Annotated in this window: 18 protein-coding genes; 10 read left to right on the top strand and 8 right to left on the bottom strand. The window is 62.9% G+C overall.

What is annotated here, in order from left to right:
• On the top strand, nt 1–1,459 hold a 1,459-nt coding region (locus tag Q1A06_RS19665; protein ID WP_366523550.1), incomplete at its 5' end, for an SGNH/GDSL hydrolase family protein.
• On the opposite strand, the gene Q1A06_RS19660 is transcribed toward Q1A06_RS19665, so the two are convergent.
• The 4 genes from Q1A06_RS19660 to Q1A06_RS19645 all read right to left on the bottom strand — a co-directional run bounded on the left by Q1A06_RS19660 (nt 1,450) and on the right by Q1A06_RS19645 (nt 5,374).
• Nucleotides 1,450–2,376 carry a sulfotransferase gene (locus Q1A06_RS19660; protein ID WP_299567689.1) on the bottom strand — a complete coding sequence of 309 codons (927 nt, stop codon included), beginning with the start codon at nt 2,374–2,376 and terminating at the stop codon, nt 1,450–1,452. The two genes, Q1A06_RS19665 and Q1A06_RS19660, sit on opposite strands and share 10 nt — an antisense overlap.
• 78 nt (nt 2,377–2,454) lie before the next feature.
• Nucleotides 2,455–3,600, bottom strand: coding sequence for a glycosyltransferase family 1 protein (locus Q1A06_RS19655; RefSeq protein WP_299567687.1), 1,146 nt, complete (start codon nt 3,598–3,600; stop codon nt 2,455–2,457).
• Between the two features lie 3 nt (nt 3,601–3,603).
• Nucleotides 3,604–4,566, bottom strand: a complete 963-nt coding sequence (locus Q1A06_RS19650; RefSeq protein WP_299567685.1) for a glycosyltransferase family 2 protein — start codon at nt 4,564–4,566, stop codon at nt 3,604–3,606.
• Entirely contained in the window at nt 4,559–5,374 is an 816-nt protein-coding gene (locus Q1A06_RS19645) for a family 16 glycosylhydrolase (RefSeq protein ID WP_299567683.1), read from the bottom strand. Before Q1A06_RS19645 ends, Q1A06_RS19650 begins: the two co-directional genes overlap by 8 nt.
• 68 nt (nt 5,375–5,442) lie before the next feature.
• Here Q1A06_RS19645 and Q1A06_RS19640 point away from each other — a divergent pair, with 68 nt between their 5' ends.
• The 4 genes from Q1A06_RS19640 (at nt 5,443) to Q1A06_RS19625 (ending at nt 12,539) form a co-directional block, all read left to right on the top strand.
• The gene (locus Q1A06_RS19640) at nt 5,443–6,387 is read left to right on the top strand and encodes a glycosyltransferase family 2 protein (protein WP_299567681.1); all 945 of its coding nucleotides are present in this window, start codon (nt 5,443–5,445) and stop codon (nt 6,385–6,387) included.
• A 440-nt stretch (nt 6,388–6,827) separates the two neighbouring features.
• Entirely contained in the window at nt 6,828–10,451 is a 3,624-nt protein-coding gene (locus tag Q1A06_RS19635; RefSeq protein WP_299567679.1) for a G8 domain-containing protein, read from the top strand.
• A 112-nt stretch (nt 10,452–10,563) separates the two neighbouring features.
• Nucleotides 10,564–11,637 (top strand): glycosyltransferase family 2 protein, encoded by a 1,074-nt coding sequence (locus tag Q1A06_RS19630; RefSeq protein WP_299567677.1) that lies wholly within the window; start codon nt 10,564–10,566, stop codon nt 11,635–11,637.
• A complete protein-coding gene (locus Q1A06_RS19625; RefSeq protein WP_299567675.1) occupies nt 11,634–12,539 on the top strand; it encodes a glycosyltransferase family 2 protein in 906 nt (301 codons plus the stop codon). The genes Q1A06_RS19630 and Q1A06_RS19625 overlap by 4 nt, the downstream gene beginning before the upstream one ends.
• Here Q1A06_RS19625 and Q1A06_RS19620 read toward each other — a convergent pair.
• The 4 genes from Q1A06_RS19620 to Q1A06_RS19605 all read right to left on the bottom strand — a co-directional run bounded on the left by Q1A06_RS19620 (nt 12,536) and on the right by Q1A06_RS19605 (nt 18,483).
• On the bottom strand, nt 12,536–14,851 hold the full coding sequence (locus Q1A06_RS19620) for a polysaccharide biosynthesis tyrosine autokinase (protein WP_299567673.1): 2,316 nt from the start codon (nt 14,849–14,851) through the stop codon (nt 12,536–12,538). The two genes, Q1A06_RS19625 and Q1A06_RS19620, sit on opposite strands and share 4 nt — an antisense overlap.
• Before the next feature lie 240 nt (nt 14,852–15,091).
• On the bottom strand, nt 15,092–16,084 hold the full coding sequence (locus Q1A06_RS19615) for a glycosyl transferase family 2 (protein ID WP_299567671.1): 993 nt from the start codon (nt 16,082–16,084) through the stop codon (nt 15,092–15,094).
• 25 nt (nt 16,085–16,109) lie between these two features.
• Nucleotides 16,110–17,066 carry a glycosyltransferase family 2 protein gene (locus tag Q1A06_RS19610; protein WP_299567669.1) on the bottom strand — a complete coding sequence of 319 codons (957 nt, stop codon included), beginning with the start codon at nt 17,064–17,066 and terminating at the stop codon, nt 16,110–16,112.
• Nucleotides 17,067–17,160: 94 nt separating this feature from the next.
• Nucleotides 17,161–18,483 (bottom strand): polysaccharide biosynthesis/export family protein, encoded by a 1,323-nt coding sequence (locus tag Q1A06_RS19605; protein ID WP_299567667.1) that lies wholly within the window; start codon nt 18,481–18,483, stop codon nt 17,161–17,163.
• Between the two features lie 126 nt (nt 18,484–18,609).
• Between Q1A06_RS19605 and Q1A06_RS19600 the strand changes: the two genes are divergently transcribed.
• The 5 genes from Q1A06_RS19600 to Q1A06_RS19580 all read left to right on the top strand — a co-directional run bounded on the left by Q1A06_RS19600 (nt 18,610) and on the right by Q1A06_RS19580 (nt 24,172).
• Nucleotides 18,610–19,809 carry a glycosyltransferase family 2 protein gene (locus Q1A06_RS19600; protein ID WP_299567665.1) on the top strand — a complete coding sequence of 400 codons (1,200 nt, stop codon included), beginning with the start codon at nt 18,610–18,612 and terminating at the stop codon, nt 19,807–19,809.
• 41 nt (nt 19,810–19,850) lie between these two features.
• Entirely contained in the window at nt 19,851–21,092 is a 1,242-nt protein-coding gene (locus Q1A06_RS19595) for a glycosyltransferase (protein WP_299567663.1), read from the top strand.
• Between the two features lie 84 nt (nt 21,093–21,176).
• Nucleotides 21,177–22,784, top strand: coding sequence for a glycosyltransferase family 39 protein (locus Q1A06_RS19590; RefSeq protein ID WP_299567661.1), 1,608 nt, complete (start codon nt 21,177–21,179; stop codon nt 22,782–22,784).
• Nucleotides 22,771–23,799, top strand: coding sequence for a glycosyltransferase family 2 protein (locus tag Q1A06_RS19585; RefSeq protein WP_299567659.1), 1,029 nt, complete (start codon nt 22,771–22,773; stop codon nt 23,797–23,799). The genes Q1A06_RS19590 and Q1A06_RS19585 overlap by 14 nt, the downstream gene beginning before the upstream one ends.
• The gene (locus Q1A06_RS19580; RefSeq protein ID WP_299567657.1) at nt 23,762–24,172 is read left to right on the top strand and encodes a GtrA family protein; all 411 of its coding nucleotides are present in this window, start codon (nt 23,762–23,764) and stop codon (nt 24,170–24,172) included. Before Q1A06_RS19585 ends, Q1A06_RS19580 begins: the two co-directional genes overlap by 38 nt.
• Nucleotides 24,173–24,197 lie beyond the last annotated feature (25 nt).

Below are 24,197 nucleotides of genomic sequence, written 5' to 3'. Positions count from 1 at the left end.
GCTGGACGCGGATGCGACGGCGGTGGTGACGGTGCTGGACGGCGCGGGCGGGTCGGTCTCGGCGCCGCTGGCGGCGGACGGCACGGCGCTGCTGGACGTCAGCACGCTGACCGACGGCGCCGCGCTCACCCGTGTCACCGCGACCGACGCCGAGGGCAACACCACCACCATCAACGGACCGGGGCTGTTTATTGCCATCAATGGTCTCGACGGCGCGTTGTTTGCGACCCGGACGGAAGGGCTGCTTATCGATCTGGATGCGGACCGCTATGCCGAGGCACCGAAGGTTCTGCCGATTGGCGATTCGATCACCCAAGGCATCGTGGACGGTACGGAAATAGCAGCGGAACGGGATGGCTATCGCGGTGATCTGCTCGAATCGATCATTTCGGCGGGGGGGTGGATAGACTATGTCGGCGCCTTCGACAACGGCCCCGCCACCATGCTGGACCGCGCCCACAGCGGCGAACCTGCGGTTCCGCTGCGGCTGATCGTTGGCAGCGGACGCGATTCGGATCTGTCGGACAATCTGGCCGACCACATGCCGGATGTGACGTTGCTTATGGCTGGGACCAACGATTTCGAGTTCAATTCCGGCAACTTCTTTACGGCGCATCTGCCCGGCATCGTCGACAATATCGGCAAGGCGGTCACGCAGTTCTATCAACAGCCGGACGCGGGCGAGAAGTACCTGGTGATCTCGACCATCGCCCCAAAACTTGCCAACAATGTGCCGGCGGAATATGCGCATTTCATCAACGAGGGTTACAGTACCGTGGGCGGCGTTGCCGTAGTGGGTGATGCGGGCAACGGAACCTACGTGTCCGGCCTGCGCGCGGCGGTGGAAGATCTGCAGGACGATCATCCGACGCTGCTGTTGTTCGATAATCCGCATGCCCAGGTCCCGTCGACACCGGCGGAGGGCATCGACCATCTGTCCATCGACGATGTGCATTACTCGGAGGCAGCTTATGGCACCTATGCCGACGCCCTTTTCGATCTGGTCGAGGCCGAGACCGGATTGTTCAGCGGATCGGGTCTGGACTGGCAGGTGATGCCCTCGGGGCTGGAGGATGTGACCGGCGGGCGTGCCGGGGACCGGATCACCGGCTCGGACGGCGACAATGTGATCGACGGTGGCGGCGGGGCGGACCTGATCGAGGGCGCTGGCGGAGCCGATACATTCGTGTTCAACATGGACACGGCACAGGCGGGTAACACCGACCGGATCCTCGATTTTTCTGCGGCCGAGGGTGACATGCTGGATGTGCGCGGAATCTCGCAGCATTTCGGATGGGAGACTCAAGCCAGTGCCACGCTTGGCTTTGATCTGAACGCCATCGACAGCGGTGTTGAGTTGCGCCTGACCGATCCCGATGGCGCGCAGTTCGCTCTCGCGTATCTGCCAGGGCTGACGCTGTCCGACATCTCGGCCACGTCGGACATCTTCTACGTCTGAGGACCGTCCGGCGCGTATCCAAGACTGCGCATCATCTGCCAGAAGGTGTCGTGCAGACCAGACAGATCAGCCGCTTCGAGGCTGTCGCGCCAACGGCCTACGGACGCAGCGGAGATCGGGCGGCGCACCTGCGCGTGGTGATGGCGTTGCTCGACGTCGCCCATCGATCCGGGCTGTGTGGTCAGCATATCGCACGAAAATCTGATGCCAGCCCATTTGAACATATCGGCAAATGCGGCTTCGGGATCGTTGACGATATCCTCGTATGCGAGGCGGCGCACATCCAGGCCCTGCCGGGCAAACTTCAGGCAGGCCTCGTTCGCGCGGGTCCAACGGACGGCGGCAGTCGCCAGGTCCGGATAAATCCCGGCTTCGACGTATGAGAGCGCCACGTCGCGGCCATCGCGGACAAGCCACACGTATTTTGCATCCGGGTAGAGCGTGCCGATCGCGGGCAGATGGTGCGTGTTATAGGGGGTCTTGTCGCCCCAGCGTGCGGTCGGGGCGTTCTGCGCGTCGGCAAGGTGCGTATAGAAAGCGTCGATCAACCGGCGCAGGGTCCGGTCTGCGACCTGTGCCGCCGCGGCCTGTGCGGCGAAGGGGTCGAGGTTGGGCAGACCGAACGTCGAAAACTCGGGGTGCTTCTCGAAATAGGCACAGAACAGCCAAACCCGCTCGCGCCACGGCAGCAGTGCCGTGCGGGGCCAGATTTCGATGATTTCACCCAACACATAGGTTTCCGGGGGGATGTAGATCGCACCCGAAGCCATCAGTACCCGGCGCACCAGCGTATTGCCGGACCGTCCCGACCCGATCACGAATATGGGTGGCGCACCATCTGCCCGGCGGCGGCCCAGACGCACGGCGGCAAGGCTTGCGGCGGTTGCGATCCGCTTGCGGTGGCTTTTTCCTTGCATGACACGCTCCCTCGGAACATCGGATCGCATTCGGCATGATATGGCCAATACACGAATTTGTCTGGCTATGGCACCCGTTCAGACAGTGCGCCCCGCGCGGCGATACAGACCCGCGAACTTGCGCAGGGTGCGCGGCAGGGGGGTATCAGCGCCATGGCGTGACAGGGTACCCGGATCGCGCGCCAGTCGTTCCAGCCGCGCACCGAGGCTGTCCAGACCGTAGCGCGCGCGCATGGCATCGGACGCGTGCGTGGCGCGGTGTCGGGCTGCCACCGGATCCGCCCGCAATCGCGTGAGCGCAGTGTCGACCTCGACCGGGGTGCAATAGTCGAATATGTCGCCGAAGGTCGCGCGCAGTCGGGGATCCAGAAGACAGTAGCGTCCGGTAAGGGCGGCCTCGGCGACGGTGCGCCCGAAGGCCTCTACCAGATCATGATGATAATGGTAGATGAAGACATCGAGGCTATGCAGGAAGGCTACGGGTGTTTCGGCCCCGAATTCCAGTATTTCCCAATGCGACAGATCCGCCCCCCGACGCGCCAGTTCGACGGCAGGACATCCTAACACACGCACGCGTACATCGGCGCCTGCGGGTAGCGTCGCCGCGATGCCCGCGCCGGTGGCTGGCCATTTCAGCCCATCGACCCTGCCGTGACGTCCGATGGTAATGTCGGCGCCGCTCAGGATCTCGGGCCCGCCCGGCCAGGCATCGGTGTCGAAGATGTTCGGCCAATCCTCGCTGGTAAGACGGACTAAGGGCGCGAAGGACTGCAATTGCCGCCGCACTGTGCCCGATACCGGCGCGATCCGCGCCTTGAGCCCAAGGCGCGTCCGGATCTGGCGCAGTGCAGCCATGGGATCATATTCAAGCGACCCGTCCGCGCGGAATGGGGCGTGATGAGCAACAAGCATCGCACGCTCTGCTGTCAGGGACGCCCGCTCCTCGATGCCGGAAAAGAAAACCAGAGGATGATGCAGAAATGCGATCTGCGCGCGGGCGGCGGTTCCGGGGGCCAGTCGCGTCACGCCAGGCAAGTCGGCCAGTGCCAGCGCATCGGGATTGGGGGGATCGCGGCTGTCGTGCAGATAGGCGGACCGCACGAACATGAGCCCGATGTTCAGCCCCAGCGCCGAAAACCCGGCGACGTCCGCCGCCATGGCTGCCGTGGTGCCGCCCTGAAACCGCGCATCGCCGACGATGAGGACATCGAAAATGTGCACCATCGCTTAGGTCCCCCGTAGCCGGTGGCCCAGCCGCCGCAGGGTTTCGGCGCCAAGGTTGCGCGACAGATCCGCCGCCACGGGAAGTGGAGCGTGAAAACACCCCAGAGCGGCGACCGGGCGGCGTTCCCGGACGGCATCAATCAGGCGTCGCCATACCCATTTCTTGTGGTGCTCCAGCCGGTGATCGGAGAGGGCGCGGCGCGTCTGAGGGCTGAGACCCGGCATCGCCAGCATGCGGTCGTCTGCGGCCATCAGGTCGGCGTGGACGAACGTGGGATGCGATCCCGACAGGGACTCTTCGCGCACCACGGCAAGATATCCGCACGGATCGCACAAACCAAATCGCGCGCCAAGTATCAGCGCCCGCGCGTAGAGATCATAGTCTTCGCCCAACCGCAGCGGACCGTAGCGCAGCCCGTGCCGGTCGAGAAAGGCGCGGCGCATCAAGGGCTTCAAAAAGCCCATTTCGCGCCGCTCACCGCATCCGCTGGCAAGATTGGCGCGGATGAAGGCGGCGGCCTCTATCCTCTGCAGACCGATGGTCGTATCGGACCACAGGCGCGTTCTGCTGCCCGGATCGCTGCCCGGATCGCCCTTTTCGATGTCGTCGGCCAGAAAATCCAGATTTTCGCTTGTTGCCTGCGCGGCCAGTGTCGCGATGCGGTTCGGTGCCATGACATCGTCGGCATCCAGCACGGCGACCCAGGGCGCGGTGCTGTGCGCGATCGCGCGGTTGCGTGCCGCGGCTGGACCTGCGTTGTGATCCTGGCGCAGCAAGCGCAGGTTGGGGACGGTTTTCGCAATGGCGTCGACAATTTCCGCTGTATGGTCCTGTGAGGCGTCGTCGACCACCACGATCTCCACCGGGGCGGTCTGCGCCAGCGCGCTGTCGATTGCCGCACGGATGGTGTGCGCCGCGTTGAAGGCGGCGATGACGATGGTGGCTACGGCCGGCGGCTCATCCACCGGAAAAGGTATCCGAACATTGCGACGTCTGCGCGCCCGCAGGCCGGAACGACACGCAATAATACTGTGCTTCCGCCTGCGTGTCGGCGGCAGCCACCCCCGACCAGTTGCGTTGATGCGGACCACCGGCCCAGATGTTCATGTAGATCTTGCCCGGAGTGCGCGGCACCGGCGGCGTCCGGGAGTGCAGGCGGTACACTTCGGTTCCGTCGACGAACCATGTGATGTCCTGTGCCGTCCACTCGAAGGCATAGAGATGCGGCGCATCGGCGGCATCGAATCCCAGTTCAAGGAATTTTCCCGGTAGTTTTTGACCGTCCGAAAAGGCCAGAACCCACATCCGGGTCGTGTCACGGCCCAGAAACTCTATGTCGATCTCGTCGTGGGGGGCGTCGAAATGTGGGCCGGTATAGGTGAAAAACGATGAAATCACGCCATGCGCGCGCGCCGGACGCATCACGACCTCGTAGCGGCCAAAACCGTGGAAGCCGGGACTTTGGACTTCGGCACCGAGGAAATCCTTGTCGGTGCTGGCATCCGCAACCGGGGCGAGGCGGAGCGCAAGATGATCCTGCGCAAAAACGGCACCCTCGCTGCGCCAAGCGGTGCCGATCCAGTCACGCCGAATTTCGAAGTCGGAGCGAAACCAATCAGAGCTCGAGTGCGAGACAGCCCCCGCATCCCCGGCTATCGTGGCCCTGACCGGATCCCACAACAGCGCGCCTGCTTCTGCCGCTGCCGTGGTATCGGCACCGAAGATCCCGATGCCGCCGACACAGATCAGCAGAAGTTCTGCACCGCATTTCATGTCACAAATCCCGGTGTCACGCGCATAGAAGTTTGCGCGCCCGTATCACGGCAGTGTAGGACTGAAGCATGATTCAGGCAACCGTCATCATCCCCGCGTGGAACAGTGAGAGCACCCTGCGGGCCAGCGTCGAAAGCGCGCTTGCGCAGACGGAGGTATTTATCGAAATCATCGTGGTTGACGATTGTTCAACAGATGGGACGCGTGCGGTCGCGGGTGATCTGGCCGACGCACATTCCCAGGTTCGCGCGCTGACCTTGGCGCGCAACGGTGGACCGGCGGCGGCGCGCAATGCCGCACTTGCCACGGCCAAGGGCGTATGGGTCGCGGTGCTGGATGCCGACGACAAGTTCTGCACCGGACGGCTTGCCGCGCTGACAGAATTCGGAGATCGCGCCGGGGCGGATATCGTTTGTGACGGGCTTGTCATGCACGATGCGGCGCGTGACACGCGACGGACCGCCGTGCCCGCGTTCGGTGGCGACCCGGAAGCGCGTGACTGGACGCTCGGCGACTATATCGCCGGCAACATGCACGGCGCGAAAGGACTTTCTCTGGGATACCTCAAACCGGTATTCCGCCGGTCTTTTCTGTTGACGCACGGGATGCGGTACGACGAGACGCTACGCAACGGCGAGGATTTCCATTTCGTTCTCGAAGCGTTGGCACGAGGCGCAGTGATGCGTTACCGGGCCGATCCCGGCTATGTCTATTCCGTCGGCCAGATTTCCATCTCGCACCGGTTGAATCCCGACCACGCAGAGGCGCTGGCGCATGCCGATCTGGCCTTCGTCGCGCGACACGAAAGGGTATTGGATGCTGGAAGTGCCGCGATGATGCGGCAAAGGGCCCGCAGTATTCTGGATCTTGCCAGCGCGGAAGTCGCGCTGGCGGCGCTGCGACACGGAAAACCTGTCGCGGCGGCGCGGGCGCTTTGGCGCAGGCGACGGGCGACGTACCGTTTCCTGCGCCAACTGGCTGAAGCGGCGGCGACCCGTCTGCACCGCCACTGAGGCGGCAATTTTCGCGCGAATGAGCCGTTTCGCGGTGGATCGAAAAATTTCAGATAACTTTCAATCGTTTCTGCTCAAGGTTGATAGAATGGCAGGTTTGCGGGGGTGTCGACGTGCCTCATTATGAGCAACAACATGCCTTAAAAACTGTCCGGTTCGGCGGCTATTCTCTCATCGCCGGCACAACTCTAAGTAATGTTCCATTGACCGTTGTCTTGCTTTCGACGCTGGGCTAGCTAGCCTCTCAACCCAGAAGAGGTTCGAAAGCAGTAGTAGTAAGATCTTAAAGATTTGGCTCTAGCCGACTTGTTCCACGACCGTGTCTTGGAGCAGCCGGACAGTATTTCTGACCCGTGAGCGGCGTCGGTCCATGCTGTGGAGATGTTTATAATACCTGAAGAATTACCGGAAACCGCCCATTCGGGGCGGCCCGAGAAGATTTGTCTGCAGGCAAGGGTCTGCATACCGCCCAGGTACGTCCGGGCGGCAAACAGTTGCTGGTGGCCGTGCGGGCGAACGCGTGGTCGCCCGATAGGAGAGACGACACGATGGACATGAACACTCACGATGAAGCAACCCACGAGATGCATGCAATGCAGGCAAACGCCCTGCTGGCTGCGGGGGATGCGACCCATACCGCGATCCGGTCCGGCGACTGGACCGATCCCGGCACCTGGAACGGCGGGCGCGTGCCCGACGCGGAGGCCCTCGTCCATATTCCCGAAGATATGTCAGTCACTTATGATGCCCGATCCGATGTTCCGTTGCAGATTGTGCGCGTCGATGGCACACTATCCTGGGCGCTGAACAAAGACACCAAGATGGTCGTCGAGACCATTGTCACGACCCACGGTTCGCGCTTTGAGGTTGGCACGGCGGACAATCCGGTCCGTGCAGACGTCGACGCCGAAATCGTTTTCCGCGATACCCCGTTGGACACGGTCGCCGACCCTGGCCAGCTTGGGCACGGACTGGTCGCTTTCGGTGAAGTCGACATTCACGGTGCCAGCAAGAACAGCTTTGTCACGATGGACGGTGTCAGCGCCGGGGCGACAGCTGTCGAGGTGTCGGGCGACACCGTCAACTGGACCGTTGGTGACACGCTGCTTTTCGTCGGCACCAGCTACGAGGGGCTGAACAGTTGGGAAGAGAAAATTCTCGAAACCCAGGACGAGGAGCGCGTGATCACCGCAATCAACGGCGACACGATCACTTTTGATCGCCCTCTTTCGCATGACCACATGCCGCCGGACGATTACGCAGACCTTGATACCTATGTCGCCAACCTGTCACGCAATGTTGTGTTTGCATCCGAAAATGCGGACGGCACCCGGGGCCACGTCATGCTGCATCACGGCGAATCCGATGGTCCGGATGATCCCGCGAACCTCGTCGCCTTCGCCGAGTTCCGCGATCTGGGTCGGACGGATTTCACCCGCGAAAACGACGACAGCAACCCTTTGGGGCGCTATTCGGTTCACCTGCACCAGACCGGGCCAGGTGCGGGCAATCCCGTCTCCGAGATCGTCGGCAACTCCGTCAACGGTGGCAAGGGATGGGGTATCACCCAGCACGAGAGCAACGCGATCGTCAGCAACAACGTCGTCTATGACCTCGTCGGTGCCGGGATCGTATCCGAAACCGGCAACGAGCAAGGCGTCTGGGACAACAACCTCGTGACAAAAGTCGTCGGGTTCGACGCCCGTGGCAAGGCACAGCAGGACGGGCTTGGCTACGAGAACAATTCGCGCGTCATCGCGCAACATGACAATATCGCGGCGAACGTAAAGGTTGGCTGGAACTACGTCGGGCGTGAAATCTTTGAATTTCCAACCAGTTCCGGCGACGGAATGCATCGCAAGATGTTCGAGCGCAACGAGGTGCAGTTCGATCCGTCCCCCTTCGATGTCGCGCTTGACCACCAGGAACCGGCGCTGACGAGCTTTACCGGCAATACGGTGCTGGCGGCAGAAACCGGGATGCGAATCTTCCACCGCGCCTTTTCCGAGGACAGCGACCTGCAAAGCGTCATCGAGGACTATACGGTCTGGAACATGGCGGGCACCGCGTTCGACATGATGAACTATTCATCGAACTATCTCATAAAAGATTCCCTGCTGATCGGAAACGACAACGCCAAGACTGCCTTCATGACCGGTGTGAAGACATCGTCGGGCATTCTCAACAATGTCGAGGTGGCGAACTATAATGCGGTCTACGGCGTTCAGGGCCTCGCCCACGAAGGCATGATGATCGACGTGACAACTAACAATGTGAACGGCCTTATCTCCGCAAGCCAGAAGAGCGGTCTCGGTAGCGAGTACCTCAGGCCGGAGGTTGTCGACAGTACCGGAATCACGCCGGTAGACCACGTGACTTTCACCCCCGATGCCGGGGCAGACCTGACCGTCACGCCGGATGACCTGGGCCTGCGTATCTCCGGCACCATCCGCGACAGTATCGGCACGCGAATATTCAACGAGTATTTCGAGACGCCGAATCACAAGCAGGTTTCCGGTCTCAGTGCCAAACTCGACGGGGGCAACAAGACATACCATTCAGAATTTACCATGGATGAATTTCTTGGCTTGCACGGCGCGGTGCAGCGGACGGACGGCACATGGTATTCTCCGGTGGTCAACTGGATCACAGACCGCCTGACGGCCGAGCACCATCCCGTCGTGATCGAGATCGAGCTGCGCGAATTCGACCAGAGCTTTCTGAGGCAGTACGAACTGACCGATTTCGTACCACCGGAAATCGGCAATCCCGACTACGACATCGGCTTTGGAACCGGCACAGTCACCATGGACCACGGTCATGAAGCGCCAGCGAGCGACGGCGACGAAGCCGGGGATGGCGATGTGGCCGAGCCCAACGACCCCGACGATCACGGGAACATGGGGGCCGAGGACGGGACGGATGGCGAAAGCGAACCTGCTGCCGATGGCGACAAGGGCGATGGTGACGATGGTAATGAGGCTGCTGGCGAGGACAACACGCCCGACGGTGACGGAGATGGTGACAAAGACGCCGCTGACGACGACGATGTCGTAGCCCGACCGACGCCCGAAAACGGTGCGTCCGACACCTCGGGTGACGACTGGATTACGGGAACTCCCGGCGCCGATTTGATCCATGGTGGCGCGGGGCGTGACCGGCTGCGTGGCGAGGCAGGCGATGACACGCTTGATGGCGGCGCAGGTCAGGACAATCTTGGCGGTGGCGCGGGGGCGGATACCTTTGCATGGGGGCCGGATGACCTCGGAGCATACCGCGACCGGGTCGAGGACTTCACACCGGGCGAGGGGGACGTGATAGACCTCACTGCGCTCTCCGCCGCCTACGGCTGGGACGCGGCTGCTGCGGCGAAAGCCGTATCGGTAACCGACAGTTTCCTCGGCGCAACCGTTTCGGTAAACACGCCTGACGATGGTCTGGTGGATGTGGCCGAACTGCGCGACATGGCACCGGGACAGATTTCGGTGGCGGCGGGTACGCTGCGGCTGGTCGGTGGCGAAACCCCTGCGGGCGGCGATACCGGCAATTCCGGGCCTGAAGAGGACGAGACCGCGGTGGGCAGTGGACCGGCCGAGGATCTTCCACCGCAACAGGAGACAAGTGCCATCACCGGCACCGACGTTAAGGAATCGCTGTTCGGTACACAGGGTGACGACCAGATCTTCGGTCGGGCCGGCAATGACGTGATCAGGGGGCTAGGCGGTGACGACCAGCTGGTCGGTGGCATGGGTGGGGACACCCTGTACGGCGGCAGCGGTGACGACACATTTGTGTTCCTGGCGGAGGATGTCGGCGCAGGACGCGACGATATCAGGGACTTCTCTCTGACGGGTGGCGACAAGTTCGATCTGTCTGACATCCTGCCCGACGGAGCCGGGAATACGCCCAACGCATATGTACGTCTTACGGCCAGCGGCTCTTCCACACGGCTGTGGGTAGATGCGAATGGCGGCGGTGACAGCTTTACGGAAATCGCGCTTCTCCGCGGGACGGATGGGATGACGGTTGGTGATCTTGTCGAGGCTGACGCGCTTCTGTTCTAAGCCGACGCTCCCCGATCGCGCCGGTTCTCGTATGGGGTCGGCGCGGTCTTCAGACGTCGAACGGTTGATTTTATTTGCCCGGTCCGCACCGATGCGGCAGGCTGGCGACGTTATGCAGACCCGTGACATTGATGCCTGCGCCGACCGGACTGATCGTCCTGTCGCGACCGCCGCCTGCAAGACAGGGTCGGCGGCGCCGCGCGTTGCCGCCAGGAACGTGCTGGTGGCGATTCCGGTCCTCAACGAAGCCGCACATATCAGCGATTGCCTGACGTCGCTGTTTGCCGATCCCTGGCTCTGCGGGGCGCGGGTGGTCGTGGCGGATGGTGGCAGCACGGATGATACTTGCGCTATTGTCCGCGCCATGGTCGCGGACCACCCCGCGCTCAGTCTCATCCACAATCCCGGGCGACTGCAATCGGCTGCGATCAACGCCGTCATCCGTGAATGCGCAGACGAAGATACCCGGTTTCTTGTGCGCTGCGACGCCCATGCGACCTATCCACCGCGTTTTGTCGCCCGTGTGACGCAGGCACTGTCTGCCTGGCCTGACGCGGCATCCATCGTGACGCCGATGGACGCGACGGGGCAAGGTTGCTTTCAGCGCGCTGCGGCCTGGGTTGCGGATACACCGCTGGGCTCGGGCGGGTCGGCCCACCGGGGCGGGTCGCGCAGCGGTTGGGTGGACCACGGACATCACGCCGGATTCAGGATTGCGTGGTTCCGGCGCATCGGTGGCTATGACGAAAGCTTCAGCCACAACGAGGATGCGGAGTTCGACCGCCGGTTGACGCAGGCGGGCGGGCGGATCAGGCTGGATGCCGATATCCGGCTTGATTACCGGATGCGTCCGACACTTGCCGGTCTCGCCCGGCAATACTGGAATTATGGGCGCGGGCGCGCGCGAACCGTCCGCAAGCACCGGATGCGGCCGCGATTGCGACAGATCGTTCCCGCGCTGAACTTTGCGGGACTGGGAATCGCGCTGGCGCTTGCGCCGGTCTGGCCTTGGTTTCTGGTGTTTCCCGCGCTCTATGCTTCGGTTCTTGTCGCCGTGTCATGCGTGGCCGTGGCGCGACTACGAACACCGTGTGGCCTTTGGGCCGGGGTGGCGCTTGGTGCCATGCACAATTTCTGGGGAGCCGGATTCATGTGGCAGGTCATTGCCGGAACGCCTGCGCGATGACCGCATGCCGGGTTGATATCCTGATCTGTACCTTTCGCCGTCCCGATGTGGTGCGCACGTTAGAATCGTTGGCCGCGATGCAAGGGCCCGCGGGCATTACCCTGCGTGTCGTGATTGCCGACAACGACGATACCCCGAGCGCAAGAGCGGTGGTGCAGAACGCCGCTGCTGACCTTCCCTGGCCGGTCCGGTATGTCCACGCCCCGGCGCGTAATATTTCGATTGCGCGCAATGCCTGTCTGGATGCCGCCGACGCACAGTTCGTCGCCTTTCTCGACGATGATGAATGGGTCGCGGTGGATTGGCTGTCACAGCTTCTTGCGATGGCCCGCAGGACCCGCGCCGATGCGGTTTTCGGGCCTGTCATCGCAGCCTATGACGGGTCCGCGCCCGATTGGATCCGTGCAGGTGATTACCACTCCAGCTATCCGGTGCGCCGGAACGGGCGGGTCGAGACTGGCATCAGCGGCAATGTGCTTTTGCGGTGGGGAGAGGATATGCCGTGGCACGCGGAACGCTTCGATCTGACGCGTGGGCGGTCCGGCGGTGAGGATACCGAGTTTTTCTTTCGGTTGCGCCGTGCAGGGGCGCGTTTTGAAATCTGCGATGCGGCGCGCGCGTGGGAAAATGTGCCGCAAGCACGCCTGAGTCTCCGTTGGCTGGCCCGCCGCCGGTATCGCATGGGTCAAAGTTATGCCGCATCGGCCACGACCACCGGGCAGCGGATCAAACTGGGATTTTCCGCGTTCGGCAAAGCGGGCTTTTGCACTGCGATGGCGGTGATGCGGGCGCCCGCGCGCGCGGGGCGCAACCGCTGGATCCTGCGCGGTCTGTTGCATGTGGGCGTCTGCGCCGGCTGTCTGTCCCTGCGCGAGGGCGTTCATTACGGTACATCCACCTAGTAGACGGCGTAATCACCGGCCCAGTACGCGCCCGCCTCGCGTCGTCCGACCATGGTCAACACGGTGCATGTGGGGGTGATGTCGGCAACGCGCAGTTGCCGCATACAGTCTGCAAGCGAATCAGCAGAGCTTTTCTTCCAGCGCACGGCAAGTACGATCTCGTCGGATTGGCGCAGGATCGGAAGGGCGTCTGACACCGACAGGATCGGAGAGGTGTCGAAAACGATGATGTCGAACTCTGCCTCAAGCCGTTCGATCAGGGCGGACATGCGATCCGACAGCAGCAAGCTGCCCGGATCGTCGGCCCCTTGTTCAGCGGGCAGAATATAAGCACCGGTCAAGTCGTCTTTGTGCAGGATATCGCGCAGCGGTGCGTCGGTCGGCGTCGAGGTCAGTGAGTTCAGGCTCGGGCGGGGCGGCACCTTCAGAAGCGAAGCGATGGAGCTGCGCCGAAGATCGGTTTCGACCACGACCACGCTCTTGCCCGTTTTTGCAGCGGCATGCGCAAGAAGCAGGCTGGTCGTGGTCTTGCCCTCGTTCGGCAGCGCCGACATTACCGCAATTTTCAGCCCCTTGGTGGTGCGCCCCATGATCAGCATGTTGCGCAGGGTGCGCATCGATTCCGTCAGCGCCGCGTTGCGCGGTTGGCCGATCGCCTTTAGAGGGTCGATACGCCTTATAAATCCGCGCGCAACCGGGATGGAGGCAAAGACCGGGACCCCACCGAGAAGGCGGCGCAGCTTGGCGGTGCCGTCGACCGACGTGTCGAGGTAGGCGCGCAGGAAGGCGAGGCCCAGACCGGCGCACAGCCCCGCGATCAGACCCAGTGCAACGCTGACTTTCTTGCGCGGGGCGGCGGGGCTGCGCGGGGGTTCGGCATAGTTGATGACCCGCGCATCGGCGGCCTGCAATGCGACTGTTTCGGTGCTCTGGCTATAGGTCGTCAGAAAGGTTTCATAGACCAGCCGGTTTGCGTCGCGTTCGCGTTCGAGTTCGGACAGGGCAATCTGCTCGCGCTCCCAATCCAGATAGGATTGTTTGAGATCCTTGAACTGGCGGCGTACCGACGCCTCGCGCGCGACGGCAACGGCGACCTTGTTCTCTTTCTCTGCCAGAATTCGAAGCACTTCGTTTTCGAGTGCCTGATCGGTTGCGGTAATCTGATCGGCCACTTCCTGAAGCCGGCCACCGGTGCTGCCGAACCGGTCTTGCAGGCGTACCTTGAGCAGCTCCTGTTCTGCCCGTTCCCGTTGCAGGCGACGGATCATATCGGATTCCAGAACGCCGGCCGCCGCGGCTGCTCCCTGCTGCGCGATCAGCGCCACGATCTGGCCGCGTTCGGCCTCCAGCTCCGAGCGTTGGGCGGTCGCGTTCACCAGCCGGCTCGACAATTCCCCCAGTTGCTGGTCCATCCAGTCGGTGCCGCCGCTGTCCCCGTCAAGGCTTTGGCTGCGAAAGGCGATGACCCGGCGTTCCGAGGCCTCGAGGCGGCTGCGCATATCCGAGATGCGTTCGTCCAACCCGTCGGTCAGACGTTTGATCGATGCCAGTTTGTCTTCGAGCTGGAAGGTTATGTATTGATCGGCGACGGTGTTCGCGACGGCTGCCGCAACCATCGGGTCGGGTGACATGAAGCGGATGTCAAGCACCGAGGAGCTGCCCTGCTGGCGCACGCTCAACCGTCTTGACAGGGTGTCGACATAGACCGCCTGATCGCCGCGAACGGCATGTTCCGCCGCAGCGGCGGAGCGCACCTTTTCCGCGCCGGTGGCGGCGGCGCCCGGTTCGGCATCGCCCGCCTGTGCTCTGGTCTCTTGCGGGGCGGTGTCCTGTGCGCCGAGGATGAACTTGATCGTCGATTTCAGACCTGTTGCCGCCGATTCGAGCAGTCCGGGGCCTTCGGGGGTCGGCAGCAGGGCGGGGTTGAATTCGGGCAGATCCTTCAGCGACAATGTCTCAGACACCCGCGACAGGAAGCGCCCGGAAGTCATGATCGAGATCTCGCCGTAAATTTCGCCGCTGTCACGGTCCGTACGCTGGAACAACGAGCCCAAGGCATCGTCCGCCCGGTTTTCCTGCCCCAGCAGGATCTGCGCGGTGGCCACATAGACAGGCGTGACACGCAACACCTGATAGACGGCAACCGCGCCGCCCAGCCCTGCACACAGCGCGATCAGCCAGACGTTGCGCCACAAGATACGTGCGATATCGCCGAGATTGAGAGTAAAGAATACGTCTTGCTGCGTGCCGCGAAATTCGGAATTGCGACCCGGGGCCGTCCGTCGAAGTCCTTCGTTCGCTGCGTTGTTCATCCAATACCCATGTTTTCACAATGTCCGTTTGCCCACTATAGGGACAAAATCGAGAAACGCGAAAATGACTTGTACTAAAAATGGTCAATTAACCCTATGGATTGAAACAAGGGCAGCCCAATTTGGCTTATCTGTTCCAACAGCGTAACAGTCGGATCGCAATGCCTCAAGCGGTACGGCGCGCTGCGGGGTTAATCCAGTCCGAAACATGGATGAAAAAGAGGCACGGGTGCGGGCGGATCACCTGTCCGACGGTCTGTGGCGGATCAAAGCCTTGACCGAATACTGGTTAAGTTTCCGGTTGCTGGCGAACACGATAATTTCTCCCACCAGACCCAGCGCGATCACCTGGATGCCCAACACGATCATCAAGACAGCAAAGATCAGCCCGGGCCGGTCGGCAAGTGCTACCGCGCCGAAGATTCGCGCCATGAGATAGACCGTTGTTATGACCAGTCCGGCGAGCAGGATGGGCAATCCGATCGCACCAAAGAACCGCAGCGGACGGCGCAGGAACTTCAAGACCACATACAGCATCAAGGCGTCGAATAGCGCGCGCATGTGCGCGAATGGCTTGAATACGAACGTCGCAGCACCCGGTGTCCTGTCATCGGCTTGGGGAAGGGTGACTTCGGCCACTGAATAGCCCAGTTCGCTTGCGATGGCCGGCAGGAAATGTTGGCGCACGCCAAAGCCGCTCACCTCTTCCAGCACGATCCGGCGCGCGATACGTGTGCGGCAGAAAATATCGGAGACGGAGCTGCCGAAGAAACGACCAAAAATCCATTGCAGCACGCGGTTGCGCAAGGACGCCCGCCGCCCTTCGCGGGCAGCTACCGCCATGTCGGCATCATGTACCGCGTCCATCAGCCGCGCCAGACCGTCGGGGTCGATTTCGGGCCAGCCCGCAAGGGTCAGCACATAATCGCCGCGGCTGCGGTTGACCGCCTTGAGCAAGGCGGCGTCTTCGTCGATCCAGGTGCGCTGGCCCAGGATGACCAGTTCATCCCAGTCGCGCGCCAGATGATCAAGGGACCGGCGCAGGTCGGCATCGTGGTCATCAATCACGCAGAACACCTCGTAGGAGACGCCAAGCGCATCCAGCGCCGCGCGATAGGAGCCGACAGTGGCCGGCAGATCGGGGGCACCATCCACCGCGAAGACAACCGAAAGGTCCAGGGCCGTCTCGAGCGCGGGCGTATGCGGTAAATCCTTGTTGATCGAACGATTCATGGCATGGAAGCCTCCGTATTGCGTTTCATCTCCGGCTCCTGTCCGAGCGGTCGATATCGACTGCGGTGCGGAAGGCCAGCATCACGACGATCCCACACAGGAAAAGGAACACCGACGTCACACCGAACAGACCGGTCAGCGTCATACGCACCACCTGCGATCCGCCGCCCGTCGCACCGATGAAGAGGGCCGACATCAGCGCAAGGGCCGCGATAAAAACGGCCGACACCGTAAAGGCCGAAAGCGGACGCCGCCCGAAGTACAAAAGCGCCTTGACCGACAGCAGATCCAGCAAAACCTTAAAGATCCGCGAAAGCCCATAGTTCGATTCCCCGAACTGACGGGCATGGTGGCGCACCCCCACTTGCGCGATGCGCGCCCCCAGCGGGATCGTCATTGCGGGGATAAACCTGTGCATGTCCGAATAAAGCGGCACTGCCTTGATCACCTCTGCCCGGTACACCTTGAGCGAGCAGCCATTGTCGCGGATCGGCAGACCCGTCACCTTTCCGATCAGCCAGTTGGCGACTTTCGACGGCAATTTGCGCGACAGAGCCTTGTCCTTGCGGTTGATCCGCCAGCCCACAACCAGATCGTACCCCTCGTGCAACTTGTCCAGCATCATCGGAATATCCGCCGGATCGTTCTGCAGGTCGCCGTCCATCGTTATCAGATACCGACCGCGTGCGTACTCGATTCCGGCCCGCATCGCGGCGGTCTGGCCGAAGTTCCGCTGGAACTCCACCACGATGACACGGGCGTCGTCACCGGCAATCGCCGCGGCGCGCGCGCGGGTGTCATCACGGCTTCCGTCATCTACCAACAGGATTTCAAAGTCGAGCCCGACAGGACCCAGTGCAGAAACGATCGCCTCGTAGAGCGGGCGCACACTTTCCTCTTCGTTGTGCAAAGGCACGATGACGGACACCTCCGGGCGGGTCGATAATTCGTCCGGTGTCCAGAAGGTATCGTGATCAGACATCACAGCGCGTCCCGCAGCTGGCCGCCGAAGGTGGCGCGCCTTCGCGTTTCATCGCATGGCCCACGCCGGAGCCGATGGGACCGGTGCCGGAGTTCTAATTCGATGGGGAAGCCTCGTTCTTGGTCAAACTGATTTCCAGTGTGTCGAGCGGTCGCAGCATCGCGTCGGGCGTGACCGTTTCGCTTACGAAAACACCGGCCTCGTCGCGCGCGATCCGAAAGACGGGCACGGGGGCGTCCGTGCCTGTATTGCCAATCAGTGTGCTGGCCTGTTGAGTGATGGCGAACACACCGCGCTGTGTCTCGCGGCGCGACATCATCTGGTCTATCTCTGCATTGATGGATTGCAGTTGCGTCAGGTTTTCGCGGATCTTGCGCTGGATCGTTTCGGTCAGTGTGCGCTCCACCTCCTGCAACGACTGGCTGGCGCGAAAGATCTGGTTTTCGGCGTCAAGCTGGCGTGCTTCGAGTTCGAACAGCGCACGTTGCGAATTGAGCAGGGTGGGCGACCGGGTCAATCCGCGCCCCATCAGCGTTTCGAGGTTGCCGACCGCCTCGGTCATAATAGCGACCTGATTGCCGATGCCCGACAGCTTTTGCCTCAGAACGGTCAACTCGCGTTCGAGCAGCGCGCGCGATGATTCAAGTGATTCAACTTCAAGCGCGTGCGATTCGCGCTGGGTGTCGAAAATCTCGCGTTCACGCGACAGGATTGCCCGCAGGGCGTCGGGCCCGTCGGGATGCGTCACGCCACCGGGCAGGTCGAAGGATTCGCCGCCAGTAGCTTCCGCTTCCAGCCGTGCCTTGCGAATGCGCAACGTGGCAAGATCGTATTCGACCTCGCGCAGGCTGCCCGCGACGCGCAGGGTATCAAGCTCCAACCGGCCACCCTCCGCATCGGACAGCCGGTAATATCCGCCCGCGAGCGCCAGAAGATGCATAGCGCGCATTCCGGGCCGGAACGCGTATTCGCCGGGACGCGCAACATCCCCCAGGACGAACACGGGACCAAATGCGGCCATCTCGATCGCCACACTCGGAAGCTCGCGCGAGCCTAGCCGCTCTCTGAGAGCCAGTGCGATATCATCGGCCAAAGCATCGGCCCCTTTACCCACAGCCGCCACACCGCCGATGATCGGCAGCATAACCCGCCCGTCCGTACCAACGACATACGTGCCGCTGATGACGTCGAGATCTTGGAAGGCGAGGGCGGTATTGTCCCATATGACCACACGCAGCCTGATCTGGTCCATCGGACCAAAGTCATACCCACTGGTCGTAGCCAGGTCGGGCTGCACGCCGCTATCACTTGTTCCGCTTTCATCGGTCTGCGCGACCGCAGGCGATGAAAGCGCCATACACAGGGCGACGCATGGAAAGACGCGGAATAAGAGCGCCGGGTTGGGATGTCCAAACATGGCAAATTCCAGAAATAAATTTTTTGCCGGGGCAGAAAGGCTGAAATGCCGTTTTCTTCCCGGTTATTGAATTAAGGTCATAATTAGCACATTCTGACACCATCCGTCGAAGGATAAATGCACATAATGTCTCAAACCATCACCGCGATCGTACCGACATACAACCGGGCGGTGTATCTGGCCGAAGCACTCGCCGCGATTGCCGGTCAAACGCGCCCGGTGGACGAGATCATTGTCTGGGACGACGGGTCAAGCGATGCCACCGAAACGGTGGCGCGCGCCGCCGCTGGTCCCGTGCGGTATTTCAAATCCGCAAACGGCGGCAAATCGCGGGCGCTGAATGCGGCCATGGCCGAGGCGACCGGCAGCCTGATCTGGATCTGCGACGACGATGACATTGCCTTGCCACATGCCGCCGAAACGCTGGGCGCGTTGCTCGGGGCGCACCCCGAGGCGGGCGTGGCGGGGGCCAGCTATCGCCGGTTTCGAAGCGATCCGCAAAGCGGTACACGGATCGAACAGGGGCCGGGGTACTGGCCGGACCTGTCACAGGGATCGGTGCTGCGACATCTGCTCGAGGATATCTTCCTGTTCCAGAATGCGACACTGGTGCGGCGCTCGGCCTATGACGCGGTCGGCGCATTTCGCGAAGACCTGCCGCGGTCCATCGACTACGATATGATCGTCAGACTGGCGCTTCATACCCCGGTGGTGATGACGGAAGAAACGGTGTTCCTGCAACGCAAGCACGACGGCTTGCGCGGCCCGGCGGCGGCGCGCCATGCTGCGGACCGCTCGGATGAAATCTGGGCGGCGGCGGACCGCGCCGTTTTTGCGCCGTTCCGCGAGACTGTCGGCGCGGCGCGCTACGCGGCAATGTTCGACGGCGCGCCGCAGGCCGTTCGCCGCGCTGCTCTGTTGCAGCGGGCCTGTGTCTACGCGCGTCGCACCGATTGGGCAGCCGCCTGCACGGATTTCAGCGATGCCGCGGCGGTGGCACCGGACACACCGCTGAGCGCAGCGGAGGCCGCGATCTGTCGGCGCGCAATGGTGGGCAAGCACGGCATCGGTCAGGCGACGACGCGCAAGACGCGTGATGCTCTGAGCGGTCTTGCCCTGTCCGGCCCTGCGGGTGCTGCCATCGCGCGTGCCTTGCGCCGGGGGCTGCGTTGGCGGCTGCGCGACGCTGTTGCGGCGCGGCGTCTTGCAGACATCGGTGCTCTCGCGCAGTTGGCCCTGACCCTGTCGCGAGGGCAAGCACGAATGACCAGCACGCCCATGGCACCGGTGACTGAACGGGACCAGCCCCATCAACAAGACGGTTGACCGGGTATCCAGATGGATGCGACCGCTAGAGGGCGCAAGAAATGCACGATGCCGCATCACCGCGCGCGCCTCATAAGGAGAGTTCACTGACCCAACCCGTTGTCCAGCCCCATGCCGATGAGAATGCTCCGACCCGGCGCACCCGTCTGCTGTTCTTCGGATACGATTCATCGGAGCCGTCGCACATCCGCCGGATTCGCGCGTTTACGGACTGTGGGCTCGACGTGCGCGCGGCAACCATGCGGCGGGAAGGGCAGGAGGCGGACGGCGGACCGGAGGTGTTCTGGGACAACATTCATCTCGGGACAACCCAACACGCGGCCATGGGACAGCGTTTGCGTGCCGTTGCGGGTGCCATCGCGGCCTTGCCACGGTACCGCAAACAGCTTGCGGGCTTCGATGTCATCGTTGCGCGCAACCTCGACATGCTTGCCATTGCGGCGGCGGCCCGCGCCATGCTGCGTCCCGCGCCCCCGCTTGTGTATGAATGCCTCGACATCCACGGGATGATGACCGATCCGGGCGCGAAGGGGCGCATGGCGCGCGCATTCGAGCGGCGTCTGCTGGCGCGCACGTCCGCGCTTGTCGTATCATCGCCCGCTTTCGTACGCGAGTATTTTGCGCCTTTACAGGGCTGGTCGGGGCCGGTCACGGTGCTGGAGAACAAGCTTTGGCTGGGACCGGGCGCGGTCAGCCGCCCCGCACCCGCCGAGGCCAAACCCCGCGCGGCGGGCGCGCGCGTGGTGCTGGGCTGGGTCGGTGCACTGCGCTGCGCGCGCAGCCTTGCCATTCTCGCCGAAACCGCCCGCCGGTTGGGCGATGCGGTCGAAGTACGCATGCACGGGATCGTACACCGCCACGCTCTGCCGGATTTCGATGCGACACTCGCGGCGCACGCGAACCTCAGCTACCATGGCCCCTATTCCTATCCGCAGGGACTCGCCCGCATCTATGCCGATTGTGATCTGGTATGGAGCCAGGATCTTTGGCAGTGGGGCACCAATTCCACCTGGCTGTTGCCCAACCGGATCTATGAGGCAGGCTACTACGGCTGCCCATCCGTCGCGGTTCTAGGGACCGAAACCGGCCGGCGTGTGGCGGACGGGCTGGGCTGGGCCATCGCGGCACCCTCGGCCGATGAACTGTGCGCATTACTATCACGGCTCGACGCCCGACAGATCGCGGCACAGCGGCGGGCCTTGCTTGCGCGACCCGATTCGGACTTTCGCCAGACCTGCGCCGAAATTCGCGCGGCTGTGGAACAACCCATCGCACCCAAGTGAACGAGCCGCCACGATTGCGCGAACGAGTAACGCAGTGCTAGGGTAGCCGAATTACTTTGTGCCTTTTCTTCGGGATATCATTGGATGCCCACAAAAATTCATCCGGCCCTGCCATTCGTCGCCCTGATTTTCCTGCTGGTGTTCGGCGCGTCGCAACGCTCCATCTGGTATGACGAGGCGATCACGCTGCAGACACTTGCGGCGGACCGGTTCGTCATGGGCCCCACCGGGTTCGTGATGCTGGGAGATGTCGGGCGCTATTTCGATGGCACGACCACCCTGTCAGAGCTGATCCAGCGCTATGCCGAAACGGATGTTCACCCGCCGCTTTATTTCGTGCTGCTGCACTTTGCGGGGCTTGTGTTCGGAGGCGGCCTTATGGCGGCGCGGGCCGTTTCTATCGCGCTGGTGGCGCTGTCGGTCTGGCTGTACTGGCGGGCGTTGGGGCGCACGGGCACCGCGCACCGGAGCGTGTATGCGGCGGTGTTCGCGCTGTCCTTCGCGATGGTGTCGAGCGCCCAGGACGCGCGCGGCTATGCGCTGGCCCTTCTGTGCGCGACCGCGGCCTGGTCGCTGGCGGCACTTTGCGATACGCCCCGCACCAACCGAGAACGGGTGTGGCTGGAGGCGGGGGTGGGTCTTGCCTGCGCCGCACTTCTCTACACCCATTACTTCGCACTGTTCGTCGTCGTTCCGATCCTCGGTTGGCGAACCTTGCGCGCAATCGGCGACCGGCGGGCACTCGCGCTGATCGGGCCTGCGGTGTGCGCGGTGCTGTTCGCGCCCTGGGTGCCGGTGCTGTTGGAGCAGATGACAACAAGGCCCGGACAGATGACCGGATTCTCCGGAATCGTTGACTGGTTTCGGGGGGCGTCGAATTTCGTCCCCGCGCAGGTTTTCTCATTGGCCTGGCCTGATGCGCCGGAATGGCTTCAGGCGCGGGGGCGCGATCTTGTCCTTCTGGCGATGATCGGAGGGGCCGCGAAGTGTTTGTGGACGTGGCGCGACCCCAGCGCGTTTGGCGCATTTTCGCGACTGGCGCTGTGGGTGCCGGCGACAGGGATCGCGTTGTTTCTTGCCGCTTCGATTGTGATGGACCGCTGGTTCATGACGTTTCGATACTTTGTGTTCTTTGCGCCGTTTCTCGCCTTTCTTGCCGCCCATGGTGCGCTCTGGGCCGGCGCGGCGCTTAGACGGGCAGGGGGCGGCGGACGGCCCTGGCTGAAAGTGACTCCGGCGGCGATCCTGATTGCCGCGCAATGCGCTGCCCTGAATTTCGGGTGGGAGGCGATCGGCACCCGCGGTGGCAATTACTTTCCCACGATGCGCCAGCAGATCGAGGCGGCGGGTCCGCAAGACAGCCTGGTGATCATCGACACCGGAACCGGACGGGGCACGCTGCTGGCTGCCGCCCATGCGCTTCCCCGGTCGACGCCTGCCTACCTTCTGGACCCGGACCCCGAAAGCTGGCGCAGTGCGGCCCCGCAGATCGCCGCGCGTGCGCAATCGCGGTCCTTGGTGCTGCTGGTCTACACGATCGAGCGTGGTGCGATGGGCAGCGACAAGGCGGCGCTTTACCTTCCGATTCAGGACGCGTTGACAGCGGCCGGGTTTATCCGATCAGCCGCACCGCCCGGCAACAGGGGCGGTCGGTACTACGCCAGATGGGTGCGCAAAGATGCAACAGGTTGATACCGTGACCGAACCGGCGCTGCCAGCGGCACCTCAAACGCCGACCCGGACCCGCGTGGCCGATCCGCTGATTTCACTCGTGGTGCCCTGCTACCAAGAGGCCGAGACGATCGCGCTGTTCGTGGACGCCATAGACGCGCATCTGTCCGGCCACCGGATCGAGATGGTGTTTGTCAACGACGGCTCGCCCGATGAGACGCTTCAAATCCTGCTCGATCTCAGCCTCCGCGATGCGCGTGTCGTGGTCGTGAACCTCAGCCGGAACTTTGGCAAGGAAATCGCCATGACCGCCGGGCTTGAACATGCGACGGGCGATGTCGTGGTACCGATGGACGCCGATCTTCAGGACCCACCCGAAGTGATCCCGGCCTTTCTAGACCGCTGGCGCGACGGGTATGACGTGGTGTACGGTCTGCGGTCGGACCGTGCCAGCGATACTCTGGCCAAACGGACAACCGCCGGGTTGTTCTACCGGTTTTTCAACCGGCTTTCGCAGACCGAAGTGCCGCCCGATGCGGGGGACTTCCGGTTGATGGACCGCGTAGTGGTGGACGCGATCAAGCTGTTGCCCGAACGCAGCCGTTTCATGAAGGGGCTGTTTGCCTGGGTCGGGTTCCCGTCGGTGGGCGTGGGATATGTACGGCCCGAACGCGCGGCGGGCGAGACGAGTTTCAACTACTGGCGGCTGTGGAATTTCGCGCTCGACGGTATTGTCAGCTTTTCGACCCTGCCTTTGCGGATCTGGACATACATCGGCAGCCTCGTCGCGGTGATGTCGGTTCTCTATGCGACGGTGATCGTCGTGCGTACGCTGATCTTCGGGCGCGATGTACCGGGCTATGCGTCGATCATGGTCGCGGTTCTGTTCCTCGGAGGGGTTCAACTCATGTCGCTGGGCGTGATCGGTGAATATCTTTCGCGGCTGTTTCTCGAAACCAAACGCCGCCCTCTTTATCTTGCACAGGGAGTGTACAGGAATGGCCGGAACGTCACCGACCTCGCCGACGCGGACTGAATTGTCCAGGGCGCTCCGGTTCGCCTTGATCGGCGGGGCGGCGACGCTTGTGCATCTTGGTGTGGCGATGGCTGCGCTGGGCTTGGGCGCGGGTGCTTTCGCAAGCAACGCCGTGGGATTCGCCGTGGCTTTCGTCGCAGGGCTGGTCGGGCATTTCCACTTCACTTTCGGCCTGTCAGGGGGATTCGCGCGGGCGGCGCGGCGGTACGGCGTGATCGCCTGTGCGGGGTTCGCCGTGAACAACGGCGTGCTGGCCACCCTCAAGACCGCCGGGGCGATCCCGGAACCTGTGGCCCTCGCGCTGTCGATCCTCGTCGTGCCGGCTGGCACATTTCTGGCGGCGCGGTTCTGGGGTTTCGTGTCCTCCGGCTGAGGCCCGCAGTTGCCGCGACACCCAC

Source organism: uncultured Sulfitobacter sp. (assembly GCF_947497275.1).
Classification (GTDB): domain Bacteria; phylum Pseudomonadota; class Alphaproteobacteria; order Rhodobacterales; family Rhodobacteraceae; genus Sulfitobacter.
Note: the sequence above shows the minus strand (reverse complement) of the source record. Positions and strands in the feature narration are given on the sequence as shown.